Source organism: Pseudomonas sp. BP01, assembly GCF_022760795.1.
Classification (GTDB): Bacteria; Pseudomonadota; Gammaproteobacteria; order Pseudomonadales; family Pseudomonadaceae; genus Aquipseudomonas; species Aquipseudomonas putida_Q.
On the sequence record NZ_JAFBKA010000036.1, the window covers coordinates 47,667 to 67,321 of the forward strand.

At 60.4% G+C, this 19,655-nt stretch carries 20 protein-coding genes and 1 pseudogene; 11 read left to right on the forward strand and 10 right to left on the reverse strand.

Annotated elements, in window-relative coordinates:
• Positions 1-58: 58 nt before the first annotated feature.
• From JOY50_RS24520 to JOY50_RS24535, 4 genes are all read left to right on the forward strand, one after another.
• Positions 59-733, forward strand: a complete 675-nt coding sequence (locus JOY50_RS24520) for a transcriptional regulator (protein ID WP_243056002.1) — start codon at positions 59-61, stop codon at positions 731-733.
• Positions 730-1,647 (forward strand): pyridoxal-phosphate dependent enzyme, encoded by a 918-nt coding sequence (locus JOY50_RS24525; protein WP_243056003.1) that lies wholly within the window; start codon positions 730-732, stop codon positions 1,645-1,647. The genes JOY50_RS24520 and JOY50_RS24525 overlap by 4 nt, the downstream gene beginning before the upstream one ends.
• Positions 1,648-1,834: 187 nt before the next feature.
• A complete protein-coding gene (gene nspC / locus JOY50_RS24530; RefSeq protein ID WP_003248125.1) occupies positions 1,835-2,932 on the forward strand; it encodes a carboxynorspermidine decarboxylase in 1,098 nt (365 codons plus the stop codon).
• Positions 2,933-2,965: 33 nt separating this feature from the next.
• Positions 2,966-4,210: a saccharopine dehydrogenase family protein gene (locus JOY50_RS24535; RefSeq protein ID WP_132843328.1), complete on the forward strand. Its 1,245-nt coding sequence runs from the start codon at positions 2,966-2,968 to the stop codon at positions 4,208-4,210.
• A gap of 99 nt (positions 4,211-4,309) precedes the next feature.
• Here JOY50_RS24535 and JOY50_RS24540 read toward each other — a convergent pair whose 3' ends face one another.
• Positions 4,310-5,356 carry a class I SAM-dependent methyltransferase gene (locus JOY50_RS24540; RefSeq protein WP_138737313.1) on the reverse strand — a complete coding sequence of 349 codons (1,047 nt, stop codon included), beginning with the start codon at positions 5,354-5,356 and terminating at the stop codon, positions 4,310-4,312.
• Positions 5,357-5,600: 244 nt separating this feature from the next.
• Here JOY50_RS24540 and JOY50_RS24545 point away from each other — a divergent pair, with 244 nt between their 5' ends.
• Genes JOY50_RS24545 through JOY50_RS24565 form a run of 5 tightly spaced genes read left to right on the forward strand, consistent with a single transcriptional unit; the run spans position 5,601 to position 10,480 of the window.
• The gene (locus JOY50_RS24545; RefSeq protein ID WP_132843332.1) at positions 5,601-6,938 is read left to right on the forward strand and encodes a UDP-glucose/GDP-mannose dehydrogenase family protein; all 1,338 of its coding nucleotides are present in this window, start codon (positions 5,601-5,603) and stop codon (positions 6,936-6,938) included.
• Entirely contained in the window at positions 6,926-7,900 is a 975-nt protein-coding gene (locus JOY50_RS24550; RefSeq protein ID WP_132843335.1) for an NAD-dependent epimerase/dehydratase family protein, read from the forward strand. Before JOY50_RS24545 ends, JOY50_RS24550 begins: the two co-directional genes overlap by 13 nt.
• Before the next feature lie 34 nt (positions 7,901-7,934).
• Positions 7,935-8,678 carry a glycosyltransferase family 2 protein gene (locus JOY50_RS24555; protein ID WP_243056004.1) on the forward strand — a complete coding sequence of 248 codons (744 nt, stop codon included), beginning with the start codon at positions 7,935-7,937 and terminating at the stop codon, positions 8,676-8,678.
• Positions 8,675-8,947, forward strand: coding sequence for a lipid-A-disaccharide synthase N-terminal domain-containing protein (locus JOY50_RS24560; RefSeq protein ID WP_043204254.1), 273 nt, complete (start codon positions 8,675-8,677; stop codon positions 8,945-8,947). Before JOY50_RS24555 ends, JOY50_RS24560 begins: the two co-directional genes overlap by 4 nt.
• A gap of 3 nt (positions 8,948-8,950) precedes the next feature.
• Positions 8,951-10,480, forward strand: a complete 1,530-nt coding sequence (locus JOY50_RS24565) for a glycosyltransferase family 39 protein (protein ID WP_243056005.1) — start codon at positions 8,951-8,953, stop codon at positions 10,478-10,480.
• A 19-nt stretch (positions 10,481-10,499) separates the two neighbouring features.
• Here the strand turns inward: JOY50_RS24565 and mqo are convergent, their stop codons facing one another.
• On the reverse strand, positions 10,500-12,077 hold the full coding sequence (gene mqo / locus JOY50_RS24570) for a malate dehydrogenase (quinone) (RefSeq protein ID WP_243056006.1): 1,578 nt from the start codon (positions 12,075-12,077) through the stop codon (positions 10,500-10,502).
• A gap of 145 nt (positions 12,078-12,222) precedes the next feature.
• Between mqo and JOY50_RS24575 the strand changes: the two genes are divergently transcribed.
• Complete coding sequence (locus JOY50_RS24575) at positions 12,223-13,443, forward strand: putative DNA modification/repair radical SAM protein (RefSeq protein WP_016486573.1); 1,221 nt, start codon at positions 12,223-12,225, stop codon at positions 13,441-13,443.
• Positions 13,434-14,282, forward strand: coding sequence for a TIGR03915 family putative DNA repair protein (locus tag JOY50_RS24580; RefSeq protein WP_243056007.1), 849 nt, complete (start codon positions 13,434-13,436; stop codon positions 14,280-14,282). Before JOY50_RS24575 ends, JOY50_RS24580 begins: the two co-directional genes overlap by 10 nt.
• A gap of 91 nt (positions 14,283-14,373) precedes the next feature.
• On the opposite strand, the gene JOY50_RS24585 is transcribed toward JOY50_RS24580, so the two are convergent.
• The 8 genes and pseudogenes from JOY50_RS24585 to JOY50_RS24620 all read right to left on the reverse strand — a co-directional run.
• Positions 14,374-14,631, reverse strand: a complete 258-nt coding sequence (locus tag JOY50_RS24585) for a PAAR domain-containing protein (RefSeq protein ID WP_132843347.1) — start codon at positions 14,629-14,631, stop codon at positions 14,374-14,376.
• Positions 14,628-15,008: a DUF6708 domain-containing protein gene (locus JOY50_RS24590; RefSeq protein WP_243056008.1), complete on the reverse strand. Its 381-nt coding sequence runs from the start codon at positions 15,006-15,008 to the stop codon at positions 14,628-14,630. Before JOY50_RS24590 ends, JOY50_RS24585 begins: the two co-directional genes overlap by 4 nt.
• A 383-nt stretch (positions 15,009-15,391) precedes the next feature.
• Positions 15,392-15,646, reverse strand: coding sequence for a PAAR domain-containing protein (locus JOY50_RS24595; protein ID WP_132843352.1), 255 nt, complete (start codon positions 15,644-15,646; stop codon positions 15,392-15,394).
• The gene (locus JOY50_RS24600; RefSeq protein ID WP_238342580.1) at positions 15,643-16,236 is read right to left on the reverse strand and encodes a DUF6708 domain-containing protein; all 594 of its coding nucleotides are present in this window, start codon (positions 16,234-16,236) and stop codon (positions 15,643-15,645) included. The genes JOY50_RS24595 and JOY50_RS24600 overlap by 4 nt, the downstream gene beginning before the upstream one ends.
• A 217-nt stretch (positions 16,237-16,453) precedes the next feature.
• A complete protein-coding gene (locus tag JOY50_RS24605; RefSeq protein WP_238342579.1) occupies positions 16,454-17,125 on the reverse strand; it encodes a hypothetical protein in 672 nt (223 codons plus the stop codon).
• A 161-nt stretch (positions 17,126-17,286) separates the two neighbouring features.
• Positions 17,287-17,541, reverse strand: a complete 255-nt coding sequence (locus tag JOY50_RS24610) for a PAAR domain-containing protein (protein WP_132843354.1) — start codon at positions 17,539-17,541, stop codon at positions 17,287-17,289.
• Entirely contained in the window at positions 17,538-18,356 is an 819-nt protein-coding gene (locus tag JOY50_RS24615; protein ID WP_238342578.1) for a DUF6708 domain-containing protein, read from the reverse strand. Before JOY50_RS24615 ends, JOY50_RS24610 begins: the two co-directional genes overlap by 4 nt.
• A pseudogene (locus tag JOY50_RS24620) lies at positions 18,349-19,655 on the reverse strand (hypothetical protein); the annotation flags it as partial. The gene JOY50_RS24615 and the pseudogene JOY50_RS24620, both read right to left, overlap by 8 nt.

Sequence of the window (19,655 nt, forward strand, 5' to 3'; positions counted from 1 at the left end):
ATCGCACAATTCAACTTTATGTGTAAAAATACACAAAACGTTGATATTTCGATCTGCCATGCCTATCACCCCCGGCGAAGAACGCCACCTCACCCTCACAGTGCTCAAGGCTGCCATCCAGGCCCTGGGCAGCGTTGCCGCACGCAATATGGAAATCCTCCTGCACGACCTGGACCACCCGGAGCGTTCCGTGGTGGCGATCGTCAACGGTCACCTCTCCGGCCGCAGCGTCGGCAGCCCGATCCTCGCCGCCCCGAAGCAGGACCAAGGCTTTAAGGCACTGATGCAGGCCTCAGCCGACCAGCACGGCAGCGAGCCGGTGGTACTGCCCGACTACCCCACCACACTCAAGGGCCGCACCCTGCGCAGCGCCACCGCGATCTTTCGCGACAGCACCGGCCACCCCTTCGCCAGCCTCTGCGTCAACACCGACGTCACCGGCCTGGACGCCGCCATGAGCTTTCTCCAGCAGTTCCAACCGCTGGGGGCCACGCCTGCCGTCAACGAACCCGCCGACATGGAACTGCTGATGAGCGAGATCATCCAGGCTTCCCTGCAACGTAGCGGCCAAGGCCGGATGAACAAACAGGCCAAGGTCGAAGCCGTGCGGGTCATGCAAGAGCGCGGCCTGTTCATCGTCAAAGGCGGCGTGGAAAAGGCCGCAAGTGCCCTCGGCGTAACCCGCTACACCATTTACAACTACCTTGAACAATTACGCGGAACCAGCCAATGACCTTGCATATCCACACCCCCCTGATCGAATCTCGTTCCATATCGTTGGCCGCGGGCCGAAACATCTGGCTCAAGCTCGATGCCCTGCAACCTTGCGGCTCGTTCAAGCTGCGCGGCGTCGGCCACGCCTGCGAAGTGCATCAGGCCCGTGGCGCCCAGCAGTTCATTTCTTCCTCGGGCGGCAACGCCGGCCTGGCAGTAGCGTACGCGGGGCGCAAGCTGGGTGTGCCGGTGACCGTTGTAGTTCCCGAGACCACCACCGGGCGGGCCAAGGAGTTGCTGCGCCTGGAAGACGCCAACGTGGTGGTGCATGGCAGCTCCTGGCAAGAGGCCAACGCCCTGGCGCAGACCTTGGTGGGGCCGAATGATGCGTTCATCCACCCATTTGACGACCCGCTTCTGTGGGCCGGGCATGCCAGCCTGATCGATGAGGTCGCCGAAGCAGGCGTGAAACCGGACGCCGTGGTGCTGTCGGTGGGCGGTGGCGGGTTGCTCAGCGGCGTGGTCCAGGGGCTGCAGCGCAATGGCTGGGGTGATGTCCCGGTGCTGGCGGTGGAAACCCACGGTGCCGCGTCGCTGCATGCGGCCATGCAGGCGGGGCATTCGGTCGAGCTGGAGCGCATCGCTTCGGTGGCGACGTCGCTGGGGGCAAAGCGGGTAGCCGATCAGGCGCTGGCCTGCGCTCAGCAACACCCGGTGCACAGCCACCTGGTCAGCGATCGCGCAGCGCTGGAGGCCTGCGAGCGGTTCCTGCTGGACCACCGGGTGCTGGTCGAGCCAGCGTGTGGAGCGGCGCTGGCATTGGCGTATGCGCCGGGCGCCCTGGCGCAATACCAGAATGTGCTGGTGGTGGTTTGTGGTGGCGCTACGGCAACGCTTGAGCAAATTCAGGCGTGGCTGCAGCAAGCCGATTGAGGCTGCCGCCCGTCGGTGGTGATTACGACAGTCACATGCGCCTGTTCTACTGAGCCCGCCGCAACCGGAAAAATGCCCTCGCAACGGCGTCAACCCTGACGAAATGCGTATCGCACCCTTTCGGTCTGCGGCAAGTGAAGGCACAATGCGTGTCCTTTTTTTGGCCGGCCTGGCCGGGGGCCTTTAAATGATCAAGACGCCGTATTACCTCATCGATAAAACCAAGCTGCTCAGCAACATGGAGAAGATCGCCTACGTGCGTGAACACTCCGGTGCCAAGGCGCTGCTTGCCCTCAAGTGCTTCGCCACCTGGTCGGTCTTCGACCTGATGCAGCAGTACATGGACGGCACCACCTCGTCCTCCCTCTTCGAGCTCAAGCTCGGCCGCCAGAAGTTCGCCGGCGAGACCCACGCCTACAGCGTGGCCTGGGCCGATGACGAGGTCGAGGAAATGCTCGAGAACTGCGACAAGATCATCTTCAACTCGATCGGCCAGCTGCAGCGCTTTGCCGAACAGTCCGAAGGTAAAGTGCGCGGCCTGCGCGTCAACCCGCAGGTCAGCAGCTCTGACTACCTGCTGGCCGACCCGGCTCGTCCGTTCAGCCGCCTGGGCGAATGGGACCCTGCCAAGATCGAGCAGGTGATCGAACAGATCTCCGGTTTCATGTTCCACAACAACTGCGAGAACGGCGACTTCGGCCTGTTCGACAAGATGCTCACGCACATCGAAGAGCGCTTCGGTCACCTGCTGCACAAGGTCGAGTGGGTCAGCCTCGGTGGCGGCATCCACTTCACCGGTGAAGACTATGCGGTAGACGCCTTCTGCGCGCGCCTCAAAGCCTTCTCGGAGAAGTACGGCGTGCAGGTGTACCTGGAGCCGGGCGAAGCGGCCATCACCAACAGCGCCTCGCTGGAAGTGACCGTGCTCGACACCCTGTACAACGGCAAGCACCTGGCCGTGGTCGACAGCTCGATCGAAGCGCACCTGCTCGACCTGCTGATCTACCGCCTCAACGCCAAGATGGCCCCCAACGACGGCGAGCACACCTACATGGTCTGCGGCAAGTCGTGCCTGGCCGGTGACATCTTCGGCGAGTACCAATTCGATCGCCCGTTGGCCATTGGCGATCGCCTGTCGTTCATCGACACGGCGGGTTACACCATGGTCAAGAAAAACTGGTTCAACGGTCTGAAGATGCCATCCATCGTGGTCAAGCAACTCGACGGCAGCGTCGAAGTCGTCCGCGAGTTCGGTTTCGAAGACTACGTTTCCAGCCTGTCGTAAGGCCGGCTTTCCAAGTAAGGAGCAAAAGGTAAATTGAAGAAGAACGTTCTTATCATTGGTGCAGGAGGTGTCGCCAAGGTGGTGGCCCACAAGTGCGCGCAGCATAACGACGAACTGGGTCGTATCGCTATCGCGTCACGGAACATCTCCAAATGCCAGGCCATCATCGACAGCGTCAAGGCCAAGGGTAGCCTCAAGGTACCCGCCGACATCCAGGCCTTCTCGCTCAATGCCCTCGATGTCGAGGCAACCAAGGCGCTGATCCGCGAGACCGAATCGCAGATCGTGATCAACGTAGGTTCCGCCTTCCTCAACATGTCGGTGCTGCGTGCCTGCATCGATACGGGTGTCGCCTATCTGGACACCGCCATCCACGAAGAGCCGGGCAAGATTTGCGAGACCCCGCCGTGGTACGGCAACTACGAGTGGAAACACCTCGAAGAGTGCCAGGCAAAGAACATTACCGCCATTCTCGGCGTCGGTTTCGACCCGGGTGTGGTGAACAGCTACGCCAAGCTGGCGCAGCAGCAGTATTTCGACAGCATTGATTCGATCGACATTCTCGACGTCAATGCCGGTTCGCATGGCAAGTACTTTGCCACCAACTTCGACCCGGAAATCAACTTCCGCGAGTTCACCGGTCAAGTGTGGAGCTGGCAGAACAGCCAGTGGACCAGCAACACCATGTTCGAGGTCAAGCGTACTGACGACCTGCCAGTAGTAGGCTCGCAGAACCTTTACCTGACCGGCCACGACGAAGTTCACTCGATTTCGAAGAACCTCAACGTGCCGAACGTGCGTTTCTGGATGAGCTTTGGCGAGCACTACATCAATGTGTTCACCGTGCTGAAAAACCTGGGCCTGCTCAGCGAGCAACCGGTGAAAACCGCCGAAGGCCTGGAAGTGGTACCGCTGAAAGTGGTCAAGGCTGTACTGCCAGACCCAGCCTCGCTGGCCCCTGGCTACACCGGCAAGACCTGCATCGGTGACCTGGTCAAAGGCACCAAGGATGGCCAGCCGCGCGAAGTGTTCATCTACAACGTGGCAGACCACGAAGAAGCCTACGCCGAGACCGACAGCCAAGGCATTTCCTACACCGCCGGTGTACCGCCAGTGGCCGCCGCCCTGCTGGTTGCCCGTGGCGAATGGGATGCCAAGCGCATGGTCAACGTCGAGGAGCTGCCAGCCGAGCCGTTCCTCAAGGCGCTGGACGAGATGGGCCTGCCGACCCGCGTCAAAGATGAAAAAGGCGATCGTCCTTGGGACGCTGAAGCCTAAGCAACAAACAGAAGGGGCGCCACATGGCGCCCCTTCTGCTTTTGCAGGCCCGGCCTTTTCGCGGGCTCGCCCGCGAAGAGGCCAGTGCAGGACTACACCCTACTTCCGCGCCTCCAGGATCAGGTTGAACGGCGTCTGCGTCGCCCGCCGGAAGCGGCTGAACCCCGCTTCCTCGAACACCGCCCGCAAGCGCGCCTCTCCAGCTTGTGCCCCCAGCCCCAGGCCCACCTCCTGCGACAGCGAATTCGGCGTGCAGATGAAGGTAGACGCGGCATAGAACAAGCGCCCGACCGGCGTCAGGTTGCCGTCCAGCGAATCCTCGGCATAAGGCTCTACCAGCATCACCGTGCCGTCAGCCTTCAACGCACGATAGGCATGCTTGGCAGCCCCCACCGGGTCGCCCATGTCGTGCAGGCAATCGAAGAAGCACACCAGGTCATGGTCATGCCCTGGGTAATCCTTTGCGCTGGCCTGCTTGAAGCTTACCCGCTCCGTCAGCCCCGCCTCACGCGCGCGAGCGTTGGCGGTGGTAATGGAAGGTCCGTGGTAGTCGTAGCCGACGAAGGTCGACGCTGGAAATGCCTGGGCCATGACCAGCGTCGAAGCACCATGCCCGCAGCCTACATCCGCGACCTTGGCGCCCGCCTGTAGCTTGGCCACCACGCCCTCGAGCGCTGGAAACCATTCAGCTACCAGAAACGTACGGTAGCCCGGCCGGAAAAACCGCTCGGTACCGCTGAACATGCACGGGTGGTGGTCACCCCAAGCCAGCCCGCCATCGCCGCGCATGGCCGCGACCAGCTTATCCTTGTCATGAAACAGCGCAGCGATCACTGCGGCCCCACCGGCCATGTAGGCTGGGGAGTCCTCCAGCGCCAAGGCCATGGCCTGCTCTTCGGGCAGCACAAAAGAGCCCTTGTCGTGCGCCATGTAACCCGAAGCGGCCTGGGCGTTCAGCCATTCGCGTACCAGTCGTGGATGGCAGCCGGTTTTTTCCGCCAGCGCTTCGGGGGTGATCGGCTGGCTGTCGGCCATCGCCCGGTACAACCCCAGTTCATCGCCAAGGATGACATTGGCCAGGGTCGCCGCTGCGCCCATGTCGCCCACCAGCTTGCCCATGAAATCGTGAAGCCTTGCCTCGTCCATGACCTGCCCTCCTCTGCAAGAAGGCCATCGCCAGCGAGGGAACTCCGCTCCGGGGAGGCGGTGGTCGGTTCAAGGGTTTGGGCTCGCCCTACAGCGCGTTATCGCGAGCACTCGGTAAGTCTAGATCTTCTGCCCGCACGCAACGGGATCCCGACCACATAGCGGCTCAATTCATCCATCGGGTAACAAATCCTAAACAACACTGTGACATTTTTTTTCAGCTTTCCTATTAAGGAGCTGAACGATGAAAGTCACGGTTTTCGGTACCGGCTATGTCGGCCTCACCCAGGCAGTGTGCCTGGCTCAGGTGGGGCATTCGGTGTTGTGCATGGATGTCGACGCCGAGCGGGTTGCCACCCTCAATGAAGGCCATTGCCCGATCTTCGAGCCCGGCCTTGCGCCGATGCTGGAAAAAAACCTGGCCTGTGGCCGCCTGCGCTTCACCACCGATGCCAGGGCAGCAGCCAACTACGCCAGGCTGCAGTTCATTGCAGTCGGCACACCGCCGCAAGCCGATGGCAGCGCTGACCTGAAGCAGGTTTTTGCCGTGATCGACAGCATCCTCGAACATGCTGACGGCACCAAGGTGATCGTCAACAAGTCCACCGCGCCGGTCGGTACGGTGCACCGCATCAAGTCGCGCATAGCCCAGGCCGTCGCCGACCCAGCTCGCTTCCAGGTAATCAGCAACCCAGAGTTTCTCAAGGAAGGCTCGGCCGTGGACGACTGCATGCGGCCGGACCGCATCATCATCGGCGGCGCCGAACCGGCCGAAGTGGAGTTGCTGCGCGAGCTGTACCTGCCGTTCAGCCGCAACCGTGAAAAACTCATGGTCATGGATGCACGCAGCGCCGAGCTGACCAAGTACGCGGCCAACTGCATGCTGGCGACCAAGATCTCCTTCATCAACGAAATCGCCAACCTGGCCGAGCACCTGGGGGCCGATATCGAAATGGTCCGCCGTGGCATCGGCTCCGACCCGCGCATCGGTTACGACTTCATCTACGCCGGCTGCGGCTTTGGCGGCTCGTGCTTCCCCAAGGACCTGCAAGCCCTGCGCCGCAGCGCCGAGACTGAGGGCTTCGAGCCGCGGTTGCTGCGTGCGGTGGAGTCGGTCAACGAACATCAGAAGGGTCGGCTGTTCAGCAAGATCCAGCGGCATTATCCCGATGGCCTGCGGGGCAAGGTATTCGCCCTGTGGGGGTTGTCGTTCAAGCCCAACACCAATGACATCCGCGAAGCCTCCAGCCGAATCTTGCTGGAAGCGCTGTGGGCTGCTGGCGCGCGAGTACAGGCACACGACCCGCAGGCGATGGACGAAATCCTGCGGCATTACGGCCCGCGCGCCGATTTGCAACTGGTGCCGTGCAAGGACGATGCGCTGGAGGGCGCCGATGCGCTGGTCATCGTCACCGAGTGGCAGGACTACCGTGTGCTGAATCTGGACAAGGTGCCGGATCTGTTGGCCGATCGAGTGGTGTTCGACGGCCGCAACCTGTTCGAACCCGAGCACATGGCCGCTGCCGGCCTGACCTACTACGGTATCGGCCGAGGCCAGGTGCAGCCAGCATGCCCGTACTGATTACCGGTGTGGCCGGCTTTATCGGCTTCCACGTCGCGCGCCGCCTGTGCGAGGCTGGCATCGAGGTGGTCGGCATCGACAACCTCAATGCCTACTACAGCGTCGAGCTGAAACGGGCGCGCCTGCAACAGCTGTCCGGCTTCGCCAATTTCCGCTTCCAGCCCCTCGACATCGCCAACAGCGCCGACCTGCAACAGCTGTTCACCAGGCAGGCGTTCAGTGAAGTGATCCACCTGGCGGCCCAGGCCGGGGTGCGCTATTCGCTGGACAACCCCGGCGCCTATGGCCAGGCCAACCTGGTCGGCTTCCTCAATATGCTCGAAGCCTGCCGCCAGCAGCCGCCGCACCACTTGATCTATGCCTCCAGCAGCTCGGTGTACGGCGCCAACGCCAAGCTGCCGTTCAGCGTCGACGACACGGTGGAGCAGCCGGTGTCGCTCTATGCCGCCAGCAAGCGCGCCAATGAACTGATGGCGCACAGCTATGCGCACCTGTATCGCCTACCGACCACGGGTTTGCGCTTTTTCACCGTCTACGGTCCTTGGGGCCGCCCCGACATGGCGCTGTTCAAGTTCACCCGCGCCATGCTCGAAGACCGCCCGATCGAGATTTACAACAACGGCCTGATGGGGCGCGACTTCACCTACATCGACGACATCGTCGAAAGCATCCTGCGCCTGCGCCTGAAGCCACCACAGCCTGCCCACGGGCAACCGCCCTGCCAGCTGTTCAACATCGGCCGCGGCCAGCCGGTGCGGCTGCTGCATTTCGTCGAGTGCCTGGAGGACGCCTTGGGCATCAAGGCCCAGCGCGACTACCTGCCACTGCAAGCGGGAGACGTGCTGGAGACCTGGGCCGATGTGGGCTCGCTGGCGCGCTGGATCGACTTCACCCCGGGCACATCGCTGGAACACGGCGTTAACGCTTTCGTTGGCTGGTACCGGGATTTTTACCGGGTTTGAGCCGCGCACTCACAACAAGACCACAGGTAGCCTCATGACAGATCCACTTGACCTCTCGGTACTGATCCCCGCCAGGAACGAGGTCGAAAACCTGCCATCACTGTTGATGGAAATCCGCGCCGCACTGGCGGCCGAAGCCTATGAAGTACTGGTGGTCGATGACGGCAGCAGCGATCGTACCCTGAGCGTACTGCTGCAACTGAAAAGCGAGGGTTACACCCAGCTGCGCATACTGCGTCACGAGCGCTCGCTGGGCCAGAGTACCTCACTGTGGCATGCCGCGCAGGCGGCCCACGGCCAGTGGCTGGCCACTCTCGACGGCGACGGCCAGAACGACCCGGCAGACATCCCCGGCATGCTGGCCCTGGTGCGCGCCAACCAGGCCTTGGCCGGCGGCGTGAAACTGGTCGCCGGGCACCGCGTCAACCGCCGTGACAGCGCCAGCAAGCGCTGGGCTTCGCGTTTTGCCAACAACCTGCGCAGGCGCCTGCTCAAGGACGCCACGCCAGACACCGGCTGCGGGCTGAAGCTGATAGAACGCGCAGCCTTCCTGCGCCTGCCCTACTTCGACCACATGCACCGCTTTATCCCGGCCCTGATCCTGCGCCACAACGGCCGCATGCTGGTGCACCCGGTCAACCACCGGCCACGCCATGCCGGGGTGTCCAAGTACGGCAACCTGGACCGCGCCCTGGTGGGCATCCTCGACGTGTTCGGGGTGTGGTGGCTGATTCGCCGCACCCGCCTGGACAGCCGCCCGCAGGAGCCTGAAGGATGACCCGCGAAACCCTGTGGCTGATCATCGGCTTCGCCGGCCAGGCGGTGTTCACCGGGCGCTTCGTGCTGCAGTGGCTGTACAGCGAGTTCAAACGCCGCAGCGTGATCCCGGTAGGATTCTGGTACCTGAGCATGCTCGGCAGTGCGCTGCTGCTGACCTACGCCATCTACCGCCAGGACCCGGTGTTCATCATCGGCCAGAGCTTTGGCTTTCTGGTCTACCTGCGCAACCTGCAACTGATCGCCCGCAACCAGGAACAGAAGGAATAGCCCTTGCCCAGGTTCAAGACGCTTGGGGCCGAACGCCTGGCCCTGATTGCCCTCGCCGTAGTGTTGGTGGGCGCAGGTGTCGGCTGGCGACAGCCGATGAACGTGGATGAAGAGCGCTTTCTGGGTGTGGCCCTGGAAATGCTGCAAAGCGGCAACTGGTCCATCCCCCACCGGGCAGCGGAAATCTACGGCGACAAGCCGCCGCTGTTCATGTGGACCGTGGCCCTGTTCAGCCAACTGACCGGCTCGCCCAAGGTTGCCCTGTACCTGCCCGGGTTGATGTCGGCGGTAACCATCACCTGGGTGCTGCACGACCTGGGGCGGCGCCTGTGGACCCGGCGCATCGGCGTGATCGCCGCCTTGCTGTTCCTGGCCACCTACCAGAGCTACAGCATCCTGCGCACCGGGCAGATCGACAGCTTCCTGTGCCTGTGGGTGGCGCTGGGTTTCTATGGCATGGTGCGCCACCTGCTATTGGGGCCCGCGTGGGGTTGGTTCTACCTGGCCTGTGCGGCCATGGGGCTGGGCATCATCAGCAAGGGCGTGGGCTTTGTCCCGGCGCTGATGCTGCTGCCCTATGCCTGGGCGGTGCGACAAGGCTGGCACGGCGTTGTGGCCATACCTGGCCAAGGTTGGCGCTGGAGCCTTGGGCTGCTTTGCCTGCTGGCCGGTTGCGCGGTGTGGCTTGTGCCCCTGCTGGTGTCGATCGCCCAGGGCGGTGGCGCAGCGGAGCTGGCCTACCTCAAGGAAATCTTGCTGCGCCAGACCGCCAGCCGCTATACCAATGCCTGGGACCATCGCGAGCCATTCTGGTACTTCTTCGTCAAGGTCATTCCCAAGTACTGGCTGCCGCTGGTGCTGGCCCTGCCCTGGCTGGTACCGGCATGGCGACGCCAGATGCAAAAGCGCGACGGGCGCTTCTTGCTGCTACTCGGCTGGGTGGCGTTGGTGCTGCTGTTTTTCAGCCTCAGCAGTGGCAAGCGCAAGTTGTACATCTTCCCAGCGCTGCCGGGCCTGGTGCTGGCCATCGCCCCGCTGATCCCGTGGCTGCTCAAACGCTGGTTGCTGGGCCGGCCGGCCTGGCGCAAAGCCTTTGGCGCCGTGGCCCTGATATGGTTCGCGCTGTGGTTCGCCCGCGGCTTCGTCGAGCCGCTGAAGGAGGGCCGCAACCCGCATGAGACGCTGATGAGCGAAGCGGCACGCGCCACCGGCGGTGCCGAGCTGGTGCTGGTCAACTGGCGCGAAGGGCATTGGCTGTTTGCCCGGCAGCCCATCGTGCATTTCGGCTTTACCGGCCAATCCAGGGCAGATGCGGCGGCCTATTGGCTGCGCCACAACCCCACCGCCTTCGCCCTGATCCCGGCCTCCGAACTGGGCCGCTGCTTCAGTGCCGACAAGGCGCGCAAGCTTGGCGAAACGTCGCGGGCCGAGTGGTATGTGGTGGGCGCCGATGCCGACAACGGCCATTGCCAAACCACTCCCCCGGGCCACGTCTACCGCTTTGCCTGGGCAGACGCGCCCGTGGCTCGTTAAAACCTGCGCCCCCGCCGTGCTAAGGCGCAGCGGTGCCGGCTGGCGGATCGAGTTGCAGCACCTCGTTGGTGTACGCCCACTCCTTCAATACCTGGTCGGGGTGGTCGTTCAGGCGCGTTCCGTAGGACGGGATGATCTGCTTGATCTTACCCTGCCATTCCGGCGTTGCTACCTTGTCCTTGAACACCTTGTTGAGTACATCGAGCATGATCGGTGGCGCGGTCGAGGCACCTGGCGAGGCGCCCAGCAACCCGGCGATGCTACCGTCCCTGGACATCACCACCTCAGTACCGAGCTTGAGCACGCCACCCAATGCCTCGTCCTTCTTGATGATCTGTACACGCTGCCCCGCCTGCCACAACCGCCAGTCTTCCTTCTTGGCCTCGGGGAAGTAGGTGCGCAGCGCTTCGAAGCGGTCATTGTCAGATTGCAGCACCTGGCCGATCAGGTACTGCACCAGGTCAAACTCGCGTACCCCGACCCGCACCATCGGCCAGGCGTTGTGCACGCTGGTACTGGCAAGCAGGTCGAGCAGCGAGCCTTGCTTGAGGAACTTGGTCGAGAAGGTGGCGAACGGCCCGAACAGGATCATGCGCTTGCCATCGAGCAGCCGGGTGTCCAGGTGCGGCACCGACATGGGCGGCGCACCGGTGGCGGCGATGCCATAGACCTTGGCCATATGCCGCTGGGCGATGGCGGGGTTGTCGGTGACCAGGAACGAACCGCCAACCGGGAAACCGGCATAGTCCTTCGCTTCGTCGATGCCCGACTTCTGCAGCAGCGGTAACGCCGCACCGCCGGCACCAATGAACAGGAACTTGGCGTCGGTGGCTGCCTTGCTGCCATCTTTGAGGTTTTTGTACTCGACATGCCAGGAACCGTCGTCGTTGCGGGTGATTTCCTGCACTTCGCTAGACAGCTTGAGGTCGAAGTTGGGCCGGGTTTGCAAGTAGCCCACATATTGCCGGGTAATCTCGCCAAAGTTGACATCGGTGCCAATCGGCGTCCAGGTTACTGCCAGTTTCTGGTTGGGGTCGCGCCCCTCCATCATCAACGGCACCCATTTGCGGATCTGCTCATGGTCCTCGGAGTACTGCATGGGCTTGAACAACGGGCTCGCCTGCAGCGCCTCGTAGCGCTTTTTCAGGAAGCGGATGTTGTCGTCACCCCAGACGAAACTCATGTGGGGCGTGGTGTTGATAAATGAATGCGGGTTCTTCAACACCCCCTGCTTCACCTGCCAGGCCAGGAACTGGCGGGTGACCTGAAACGACTCGTTGATCTCCACCGCCTTGCTGATGTCGATCTTGCCGTCTTTTTCTGGGGTGTAGTTGAGTTCGGCAAGGGCCGAGTGGCCGGTGCCTGCGTTGTTCCAGCCGTTGGAGCTTTCTTCAGCCACCTTGTCCAGGCGTTCGACCATCTCCATGGACCAGCCTGGCTCCAGCTCGTTGAGCCAGACCGCCAGCGTGGAACTCATGATGCCGCCGCCCACCAGCATGACATCGACCTTTCTGGTTTCCGCGGCCTGGGCGTTGAGCATGCCAAAGGCCAAGGCCAGCCCGGCCAACGCCAGCTCCGGCTTCAGGGTGATTTTCATAACCTTTTCCGCGCCTCGTTGCTATCCGAAAGTCCAGCCTCAAGCTTAGCTGACGGATTTAGTCGGGCATGGCTTACGCACAACCACTTGCAATCAGTCACGTCTCAAAATACTGTATGAATATTCAGTACGCAGAGACAGCCCCATGCAACTCATCGCCAAACTCGGCATCCTTGCCGACGCCGCCAAGTACGACGCATCCTGCGCCAGCAGCGGTGCGCCCAAGCGCAATTCGCGCGGCGGCGACGGCCTGGGCGCTACCAACGGCATGGGTATCTGTCACAGCTACACCCCCGACGGCCGCTGCGTATCGCTGCTCAAGGTACTGTTGACCAACTTCTGCCTGTACGACTGCCAATACTGCGTGAACCGCCGTTCCAGCAACGTCCCCCGCGCGCGCTTCAGCCCTGAGGAAGTGGTACGCCTGACGCTGGATTTCTACCGCCGCAATTGCATCAGCGGCCTGTTCCTCAGCTCTGGCATCATCCGTTCGGCGGACTACACCATGGAGCAACTGATCCGCGTAGCCCGCTTGTTGCGCGAAGAGCACAACTTCCGCGGCTACATACACCTCAAGACCATCCCCGATGCCGACCCGCTGCTGATCGAAGAGGCCGGCCGCCTGGCCGACCGCCTCAGCGTCAACATCGAACTGCCCACCGAAGCCAGCCTCAAGCGCCTGGCGCCGGAAAAACACGCGCATACCATCCGTCAGGCCATGGGCGTGATTCACCAGGGCCAGCAAGCCGTGGCCAACGAACCCAAGGCCCCGCGCTTCACCCCTGCCGGGCAAAGTACCCAGGTCATCGTCGGCGCCGACAGCACCGACGACAGTACCCTGCTGCGCAATGCCGAGTCGCTGTACCAGGGTTACGGCCTGAAGCGCGTGTACTACTCAGCCTTCAGCCCGATCCCCGACAGCCCGGGCAGCGTGCCCCTGGCTGCACCGCCGCTACTGCGCGAGCACCGCCTGTACCAGGCCGACTTCCTGCTGCGTGGCTATGGCTACAAGGCAGGTGAACTGCTTGGCCAAAGCGGTAACCTGGCGTTGGACATCGACCCCAAGCTGGCCTGGGCGCTGGCCAACCGTGACGTTTTTCCGCTGGATGTAAACCGCGCCGAGCCTGCCCTGCTGGCGCGCATTCCCGGTATCGGCCTGCGCAGCGTGCAGCGGCTGGTTGCGCTACGCCGGGAACGGCGAATCCGCTATGACGACCTGATCCAGTTGCGCTGCGTGCTGGACAAGGCGCGGCCGTTCATCGTCACCAGCGATTACCGCCCAGCCCAGGGCGAGCTGCGCAGCGGCTTGTTGCGAGCACGTTTGCGTGAACCGCAGGCACCGGTGCAGATGGGGTTGTGGGGATGATTGCGCTCAACTGCGATGACCGGTTCGCCACCTGGCGGGACCAGGCCCGCGTGTTGCTGGGGCATGGCATCGACCCGTCGCAAGTCACCTGGTCACAAGGCCCGATGGCAGACTTGCTGGCGGTGCCTGCGCCGCTCCCGGAGGGCCCGGGCCCCTTTCGCGCCAAGGTGCCTGCCGCGCTGCTGAGCCAGTTGGAACAGGCGGCCCGTTACTGTGGCGAGCAACGCTGGAACCTGTTGTACGAAGTGCTCTGGCGGGTGGCCCATGGTGACCGCACGGCCATGCTGGCCGGCGACCGATTGGGCAGTGAGTTGCAACGGCGCATCAAGCAAGTTACCCGAGAGGCACATCACCTTCATGCGTTTGTGCGCTTCGTGCCGTTGCCAGAAGCGTTTGCAGAACGCCTGCAACTTGATCTGGTGGCCTACCACGAACCAGCGCATGACATTCTGGAGAGTGCCAGCCCACATTTTGCCGACCGCCTGGGGCGTTTACGCTGGTTGATCGCCACACCACAGGATGGCATTCGGTTCGACGGGCAGGCATTCGATTACCAACGCCGGTGCCCGGAGCGCTGGCAGCAATGGGCACGCAATGCTGAAGACCCAGGCGCCGAACTATGGCGCACCTACTACCGCCACACCTTCAACCCCGCCCGCCTCAACCCCGATGCCCTGCGCCTGCACATGCCCGGGCGGTTCTGGCGGCATTTGCCGGAAGGCATGCTGATACCGCAGCTCGAAGGCCTGGCCCGCCAAGGCAAACAGCGGGACGGTCAAGCGCTCGAAGTTGCCTCCCAAACGGGCAAGCAAATCAGCAAGCCTGCACGGTCGGTGTAGGAGCGGCCTTGTGTCACGATGGGCCGCACAGCGGCCACAAGGTTTCAGCATCAAAGCAAATATTGCCGGAGGTTGCTGAACTACCCCCACATCAACCCAGCAACCACCCGGCATCGCCCTCCTCCAGCACACCGCCATGATCCGTCCGGTCGCCTTTACGCGCCACCGCGGCCCCTTCGATCAGGAAGTGCTCGGTTCCACTCTCTATCACCGCGCCACAGGTTGTCCGGTCCCCCACCCTGGCAACCGGCCTACCATTGAATGTATAAGCAGCACTGCCGCTCTCTACCTGGTTAACCCCATGCAGCGGGCAGTTGTGTTGGTGGCCTACAAGCACAACCGGGTTCATAGGGCTTCTCCTTCAGACGGTGCAGTACGGGATTCGCGGTCAATGTCCGCTGGCCATTCAACTTTCGGCGCCAGGCAGTGCATGTGGCTGAGGCCATCGTCATCGTTCCAGTCGCGGGGTGGGTGCACGAACTTTGGCAAGGCTTCGGGGCCTTGTTGCATGAACAGCCGGGCGATGGCCCAGTAGGCCTCGCCGTGGTAAAGGTCGTGGGTGAAGAAGACGCGGTCGATGACTTCGTTGCTTTCAGGGTTGCGGACCGACAGCATGACGTTTTCTATCAGGCCGCCGTGGCCGGGGGCATAGACGCGGTAGACCTCGGCGGTTACGTCGTCCCAGTTGTAGGCGACAGGTTTGACGCCCGGCTTCGGCTGCCGCAATGGCGATACGTTGGCTGATTGTCAAAAACGACCTCGCGCTGAAAGGGACTGTGATGGTCCCTGAACACTAACGAGGAATCGCTTGCCGGAGGTTCCTAGAGCGTCCTAAAACCTTGTAGGAAACGTCTCTAAATGAGCCATTGGACAATCATAAAACTGTCCACTGACGGGCTCTCGAGCCTGCGGAGGCTGTGGAAGTGGGCGCGCCCGCGAACACGGGCGAAGCCCGTGCCATCCACCGCGTTGCCTGCTTCGCGGGCATGCCCGCTCCCACAGGTACAGCGTAAGTCCTTGGTCACAACCGGTTTCTGTTGGAGCGGCTTCAGCCGCGAACACCGGCGTAGCCGGGGCCATCCACTTCAATGCCTGTTCTACAGCCCGTCTTACAGCAGCCACCCAGCATCGCCCTCCTCAAGCACACTACCATGATCCGTCCCGTCGCCTTTGCGCGCCACCGCCACACCTTCGATCAGGAAATGCCCAGCCCCACTCTCTATCGCCGCGCCACAGGTTGTCCGGTCCCCCACCCTGGCAACCGCTCTGCCGTTAAACGTATACGTAGCACTACCGCTTTCTACCTGGTTAACCCCATGCAGCGGGCAGTTGTGTTGGTGGCCTACAAGTACAACCGGGTTCATGGGGCTTCTCCTTCAGACGGTGCAGTACGGGATTCGCGGTCAATGTCCGCTGGCCATTCAACCTTTGGCGCCAGGCAGTGCATGTGGCTGAGGCCATCGTCGTCGTTCCAGTCGCAGGGTGGGTGCACGAACTTTGGCAAAGCGTCGGGGCCTTGCTGCATGAACAGCCGGGCGATGGCCCAGTAGGCCTCGCCCTTGTATAGGTTGGAGGCGAACTCCACGCGATCGATGACTTCGTTGGTTTCAGGATTGCGGACAGACAGCTTGACGTTTTCGATAAGGCCGCCGTGGCCGGGAGCGTAGATCCGGTGGACCTCGGCGGTTACGTCGTCCCAGTTGTAGGCGACAGGTTTTACACCCCAGTGCTTACGGCTGAATAAGTAAATGTAGTGGTATCGGTATTGATACACATAGATTTTGCGCCGCAGACGATTGAAGCGGATTGGTTCGTCTCTTGGAAGAACTAAATCCAACTTAGAAAATGGAACAATAGCCCAAAGTGAAACAATGGGGATCAAGAACCCAAGGACATTCGTAAACCAATCATGAGACCAACCGTCAACCAATAAACCCCAATATATCCATACCATCAAACCAACCTGGAACATTAGTATTGGAATGCTAATCAAAGCCATAACACCACGCAAAATTATACTAGACCGAGGCAGCTCTAGATACACATCATCAATATGATTTGGCGATGGCCTTATACCCTCTATACCAGAACGGGGTGGCGGCCCTTCGTCAACGCGCGGAAGGTCGTAGCTCCAACCTAACGCTCGCTCCCAGAAGGCTTTTGGTGGACGCTCAAGCATTTTGCCCCCGACCACATACCTCGACATAGGCACTGTCAATATTTCGATCTGGCCAATACATCAGCAGCAATGAAGCTGCAACTATGGAATCACTCCCTATGGTTGGCATAAGTTCTACAACTCCGGACATCTCCAGACTAATGGTCTCCCCCTCACCGACTCCAGCGACATGCATTCTTTTGTCAAAACCAAAACCGCGCTTATAGTGGGGCAGCCGCGGCGCTGCGAACCCTGAAAAGCTTACAGATTTGGTTATAGGGTCTACAGATGAAGCATGATACTCGTCAGTAAGAATGAGCCCCCCACCAGTGAACTCCGGAAACTCCCCATCTCCATAGCGATGTACTATCAAGCTCCAACGATAAGATGAGGCCTCCTCTCTATATCTCGGTAAAATTATTTGAAATTTCAGTTTTTGCTCTCTTTCCAGCCCGACCAGCCCTCCTATCCGTGGCGTTGTAGGATCGGTTATGAGACTTGATTCAAAATGCAACATAGCCTTTACACCCAACGTGGCAGCATTGAGCTCTGCAAACGCGATATCCGCATATTCAGGAGTTTTCCAATGAACCATTGGCACCTCATCTGCCTTTCCAAAGCAACATCGCCTTGCCCAACGCTCTAACGAGGAAGATTCGTTTTTTTCAGCATGCTTGCTCAGCACGTACGCTGCTAGGTCAACACCACAGCCAGACCTAACGGCCAAAACAGAGACGATTTAAAAACTGACAGCGCAAAGGCTGCAGACCCAGAACCATAAAGCGCTGCCGCCAGTCTATGCTGCGCTTTCGCCACACCACTTTAATGCCTGTTCTACAGCCCGTCTTACAGCAGCCACCCAGCATCGCCCTCCTCAAGCACACCACCATGATCCGTCCGGTCGCCTTTGCGGGCCACCGCCGCACCTTCGATCAGGAAATGCTCAGCCCCACTCTCTATCGCCGCGCCACAGGTTGTCCGGTCCCCCACCCTGGCAACCGGCCTGCCATTGAATGTATAGGCAGCACTGCCGCTCTCTACCTGGTTAACCCCATGCAGCGGGCAGTTGTGTTGGTGGCCTACAAGTACAACCGGGTTCATGGGGCTTCTCCTTCAGACGGTGCAGTACGGGATTCGCGGTCGATGTCCGCTGGCCATTCAACCTTTGGCGCCAGGCAGTGCATGTGGCTCAGGCCATCGTCGTCGTTCCAGTCGCGAGGTGGGTGCACGAACTTTGGCAAGGCTTCGGGGCCTTGCTGCATGAACAGCCGGGCGATGGCCCAGTAGGCTTCACCCTTGTATAGGTTGGAGGCGAACTCCACACGATCGATGACTTCGTTGGTTTCCGGATTGCGGACAGACAGCTTGACGTTTTCGATAAGGCCGCCGTGGCCGGGAGCGTAGACGCGGTAAACTTCGGCGGTTACGTCGTCCCAGTTGTAGGCGACAGGTTTTACACCCCAGTGCTTACGGCTGAACAAGTAAAAGTAGTGGTAACGGAACTGATAGAAATAGACCTTCCGTCGCAGACGATTAAAGCGAATGGGCTCGTCTCTTGGAAGCATCAAATCTAATTTCACAACCGAAAACACACCACCAAACCAAACAATAGGCCCAATAATTAGTATAACGTACATCATCCATTCACGCGTCCAGCCATAACTCAAGACAGTCCAGTACAACCACAGCGTCAAACCAAAAAAGAACAGTAATGTGGGAATGCCAAGCAAGGCCAGAACGCCACGCAATATTAGAGTGGACCTGGACAATTCCAGATAGACATCGTCAATATGGTTCGGCGACGGTTTGATATCCTCCAGATTTAAACGGGGGCCTATTCCTTCATCCACATGCGGCAAATCGCGGCTCCAGCCCAATTCGCGCCTCCATAAAACTCTTGACTCACGCTCAATCATTTTGCCTCCGGTTACATACCTCGGCATACGCACTGTCTATATTACGATCTGGCCAAAACATTACTAGTAATGTCGCTGCCACTACGGAGTGACTTCCTATCGTCGGCAGAAGCTCAACAACTCCAGAAATCTCTAGACTCGCCAACTCTACATCACCCGCTGCCGCGATATGCAGTTTTTTATCAAAAGCGATATCACCTTTGTAGTCAGGAAGGCGCGGTGAAGAAAATTCAGAATAGTTAGCCAATTTGGAAGCAGCATTAAAAGAAGCATGGCGATCTTCACCAACAAGGATTTCCCCACCGGAAAACTCTGGAAAATCTCCATCACCATGACGATGCACTATCAAATTCCAGCTATACGCAGAGTCTTTTTTCCTATACCTAGGCAAGACGATCTGAAATTTCAGCTTATGCTCTACTTCTAACCCGACCAATCCACCTATCCGAGGAACAGTCGGATCGGTTATGAGGTTTGACTCAAAGTGCAGCTTAGCTTGCATGCCCAGCGTTGCAGCATTGAGTTCGGCAAAAGCTATATCCGCATATTCTGGAGTATCCCAATGAATAACAGGCGTTTCATCTGCTTTTCCAAAGCAGCATCGCCTTGCCCAACGTGCCAGCAGGTCTGATTCATTTCTTTCAGCTTGCTTGCTCGCCGTATATGCTAACAGCACCAGTATCACAGCAATACCTAATGGGCCAAGCAGAGAAGAATTGAATACCGCTCCTGCAAAGAAAATGGCTCCGGTACCAAAAGTCGCCGCAGAGAAATAGAAATACGCCATCGCTACACTGTCACCCGCTGCCGTAGCGCGTTTAGCAGCGGAAATAGCCTGAGCGGCTTCGATAAACCCAGCAACAGAGCTTACTACCGCCCCCAGCCTTATTAAGGCCCCTCCAGTGGCTACGGTAGCCGTGGTCCACGCCCCCCCCATTCGGCCAGCAGTTGACCTCAATACAAGTCCAACCACCTCAAGTTGCCCTCCCAACAGTCCCAATTGCGAACCTTGCAATGCCAATTTTGCTTCGTAAGCCTTCGGCCCAATCTCCGCTTCCGCTTTTTCCTGATTCCTGCTCAGGGTGTCATGCTGCAAATACAACCCACCTATCGCCAGCAGCAACTCCCAACTGCCTGCCACTCCACGCAAGCCGCTAAAGCCGGTTCGCACTAACTGCGCCGCCTGCTGCGAAGTAATACGCATGCCCTGCAACACCTTTCGGGCATTCGACTCGAGCGTCCCCGCCGCTACCGAGACATCCACCAAGGTACGCTGCGCCAAGCTGCTTGCCTGAGTTA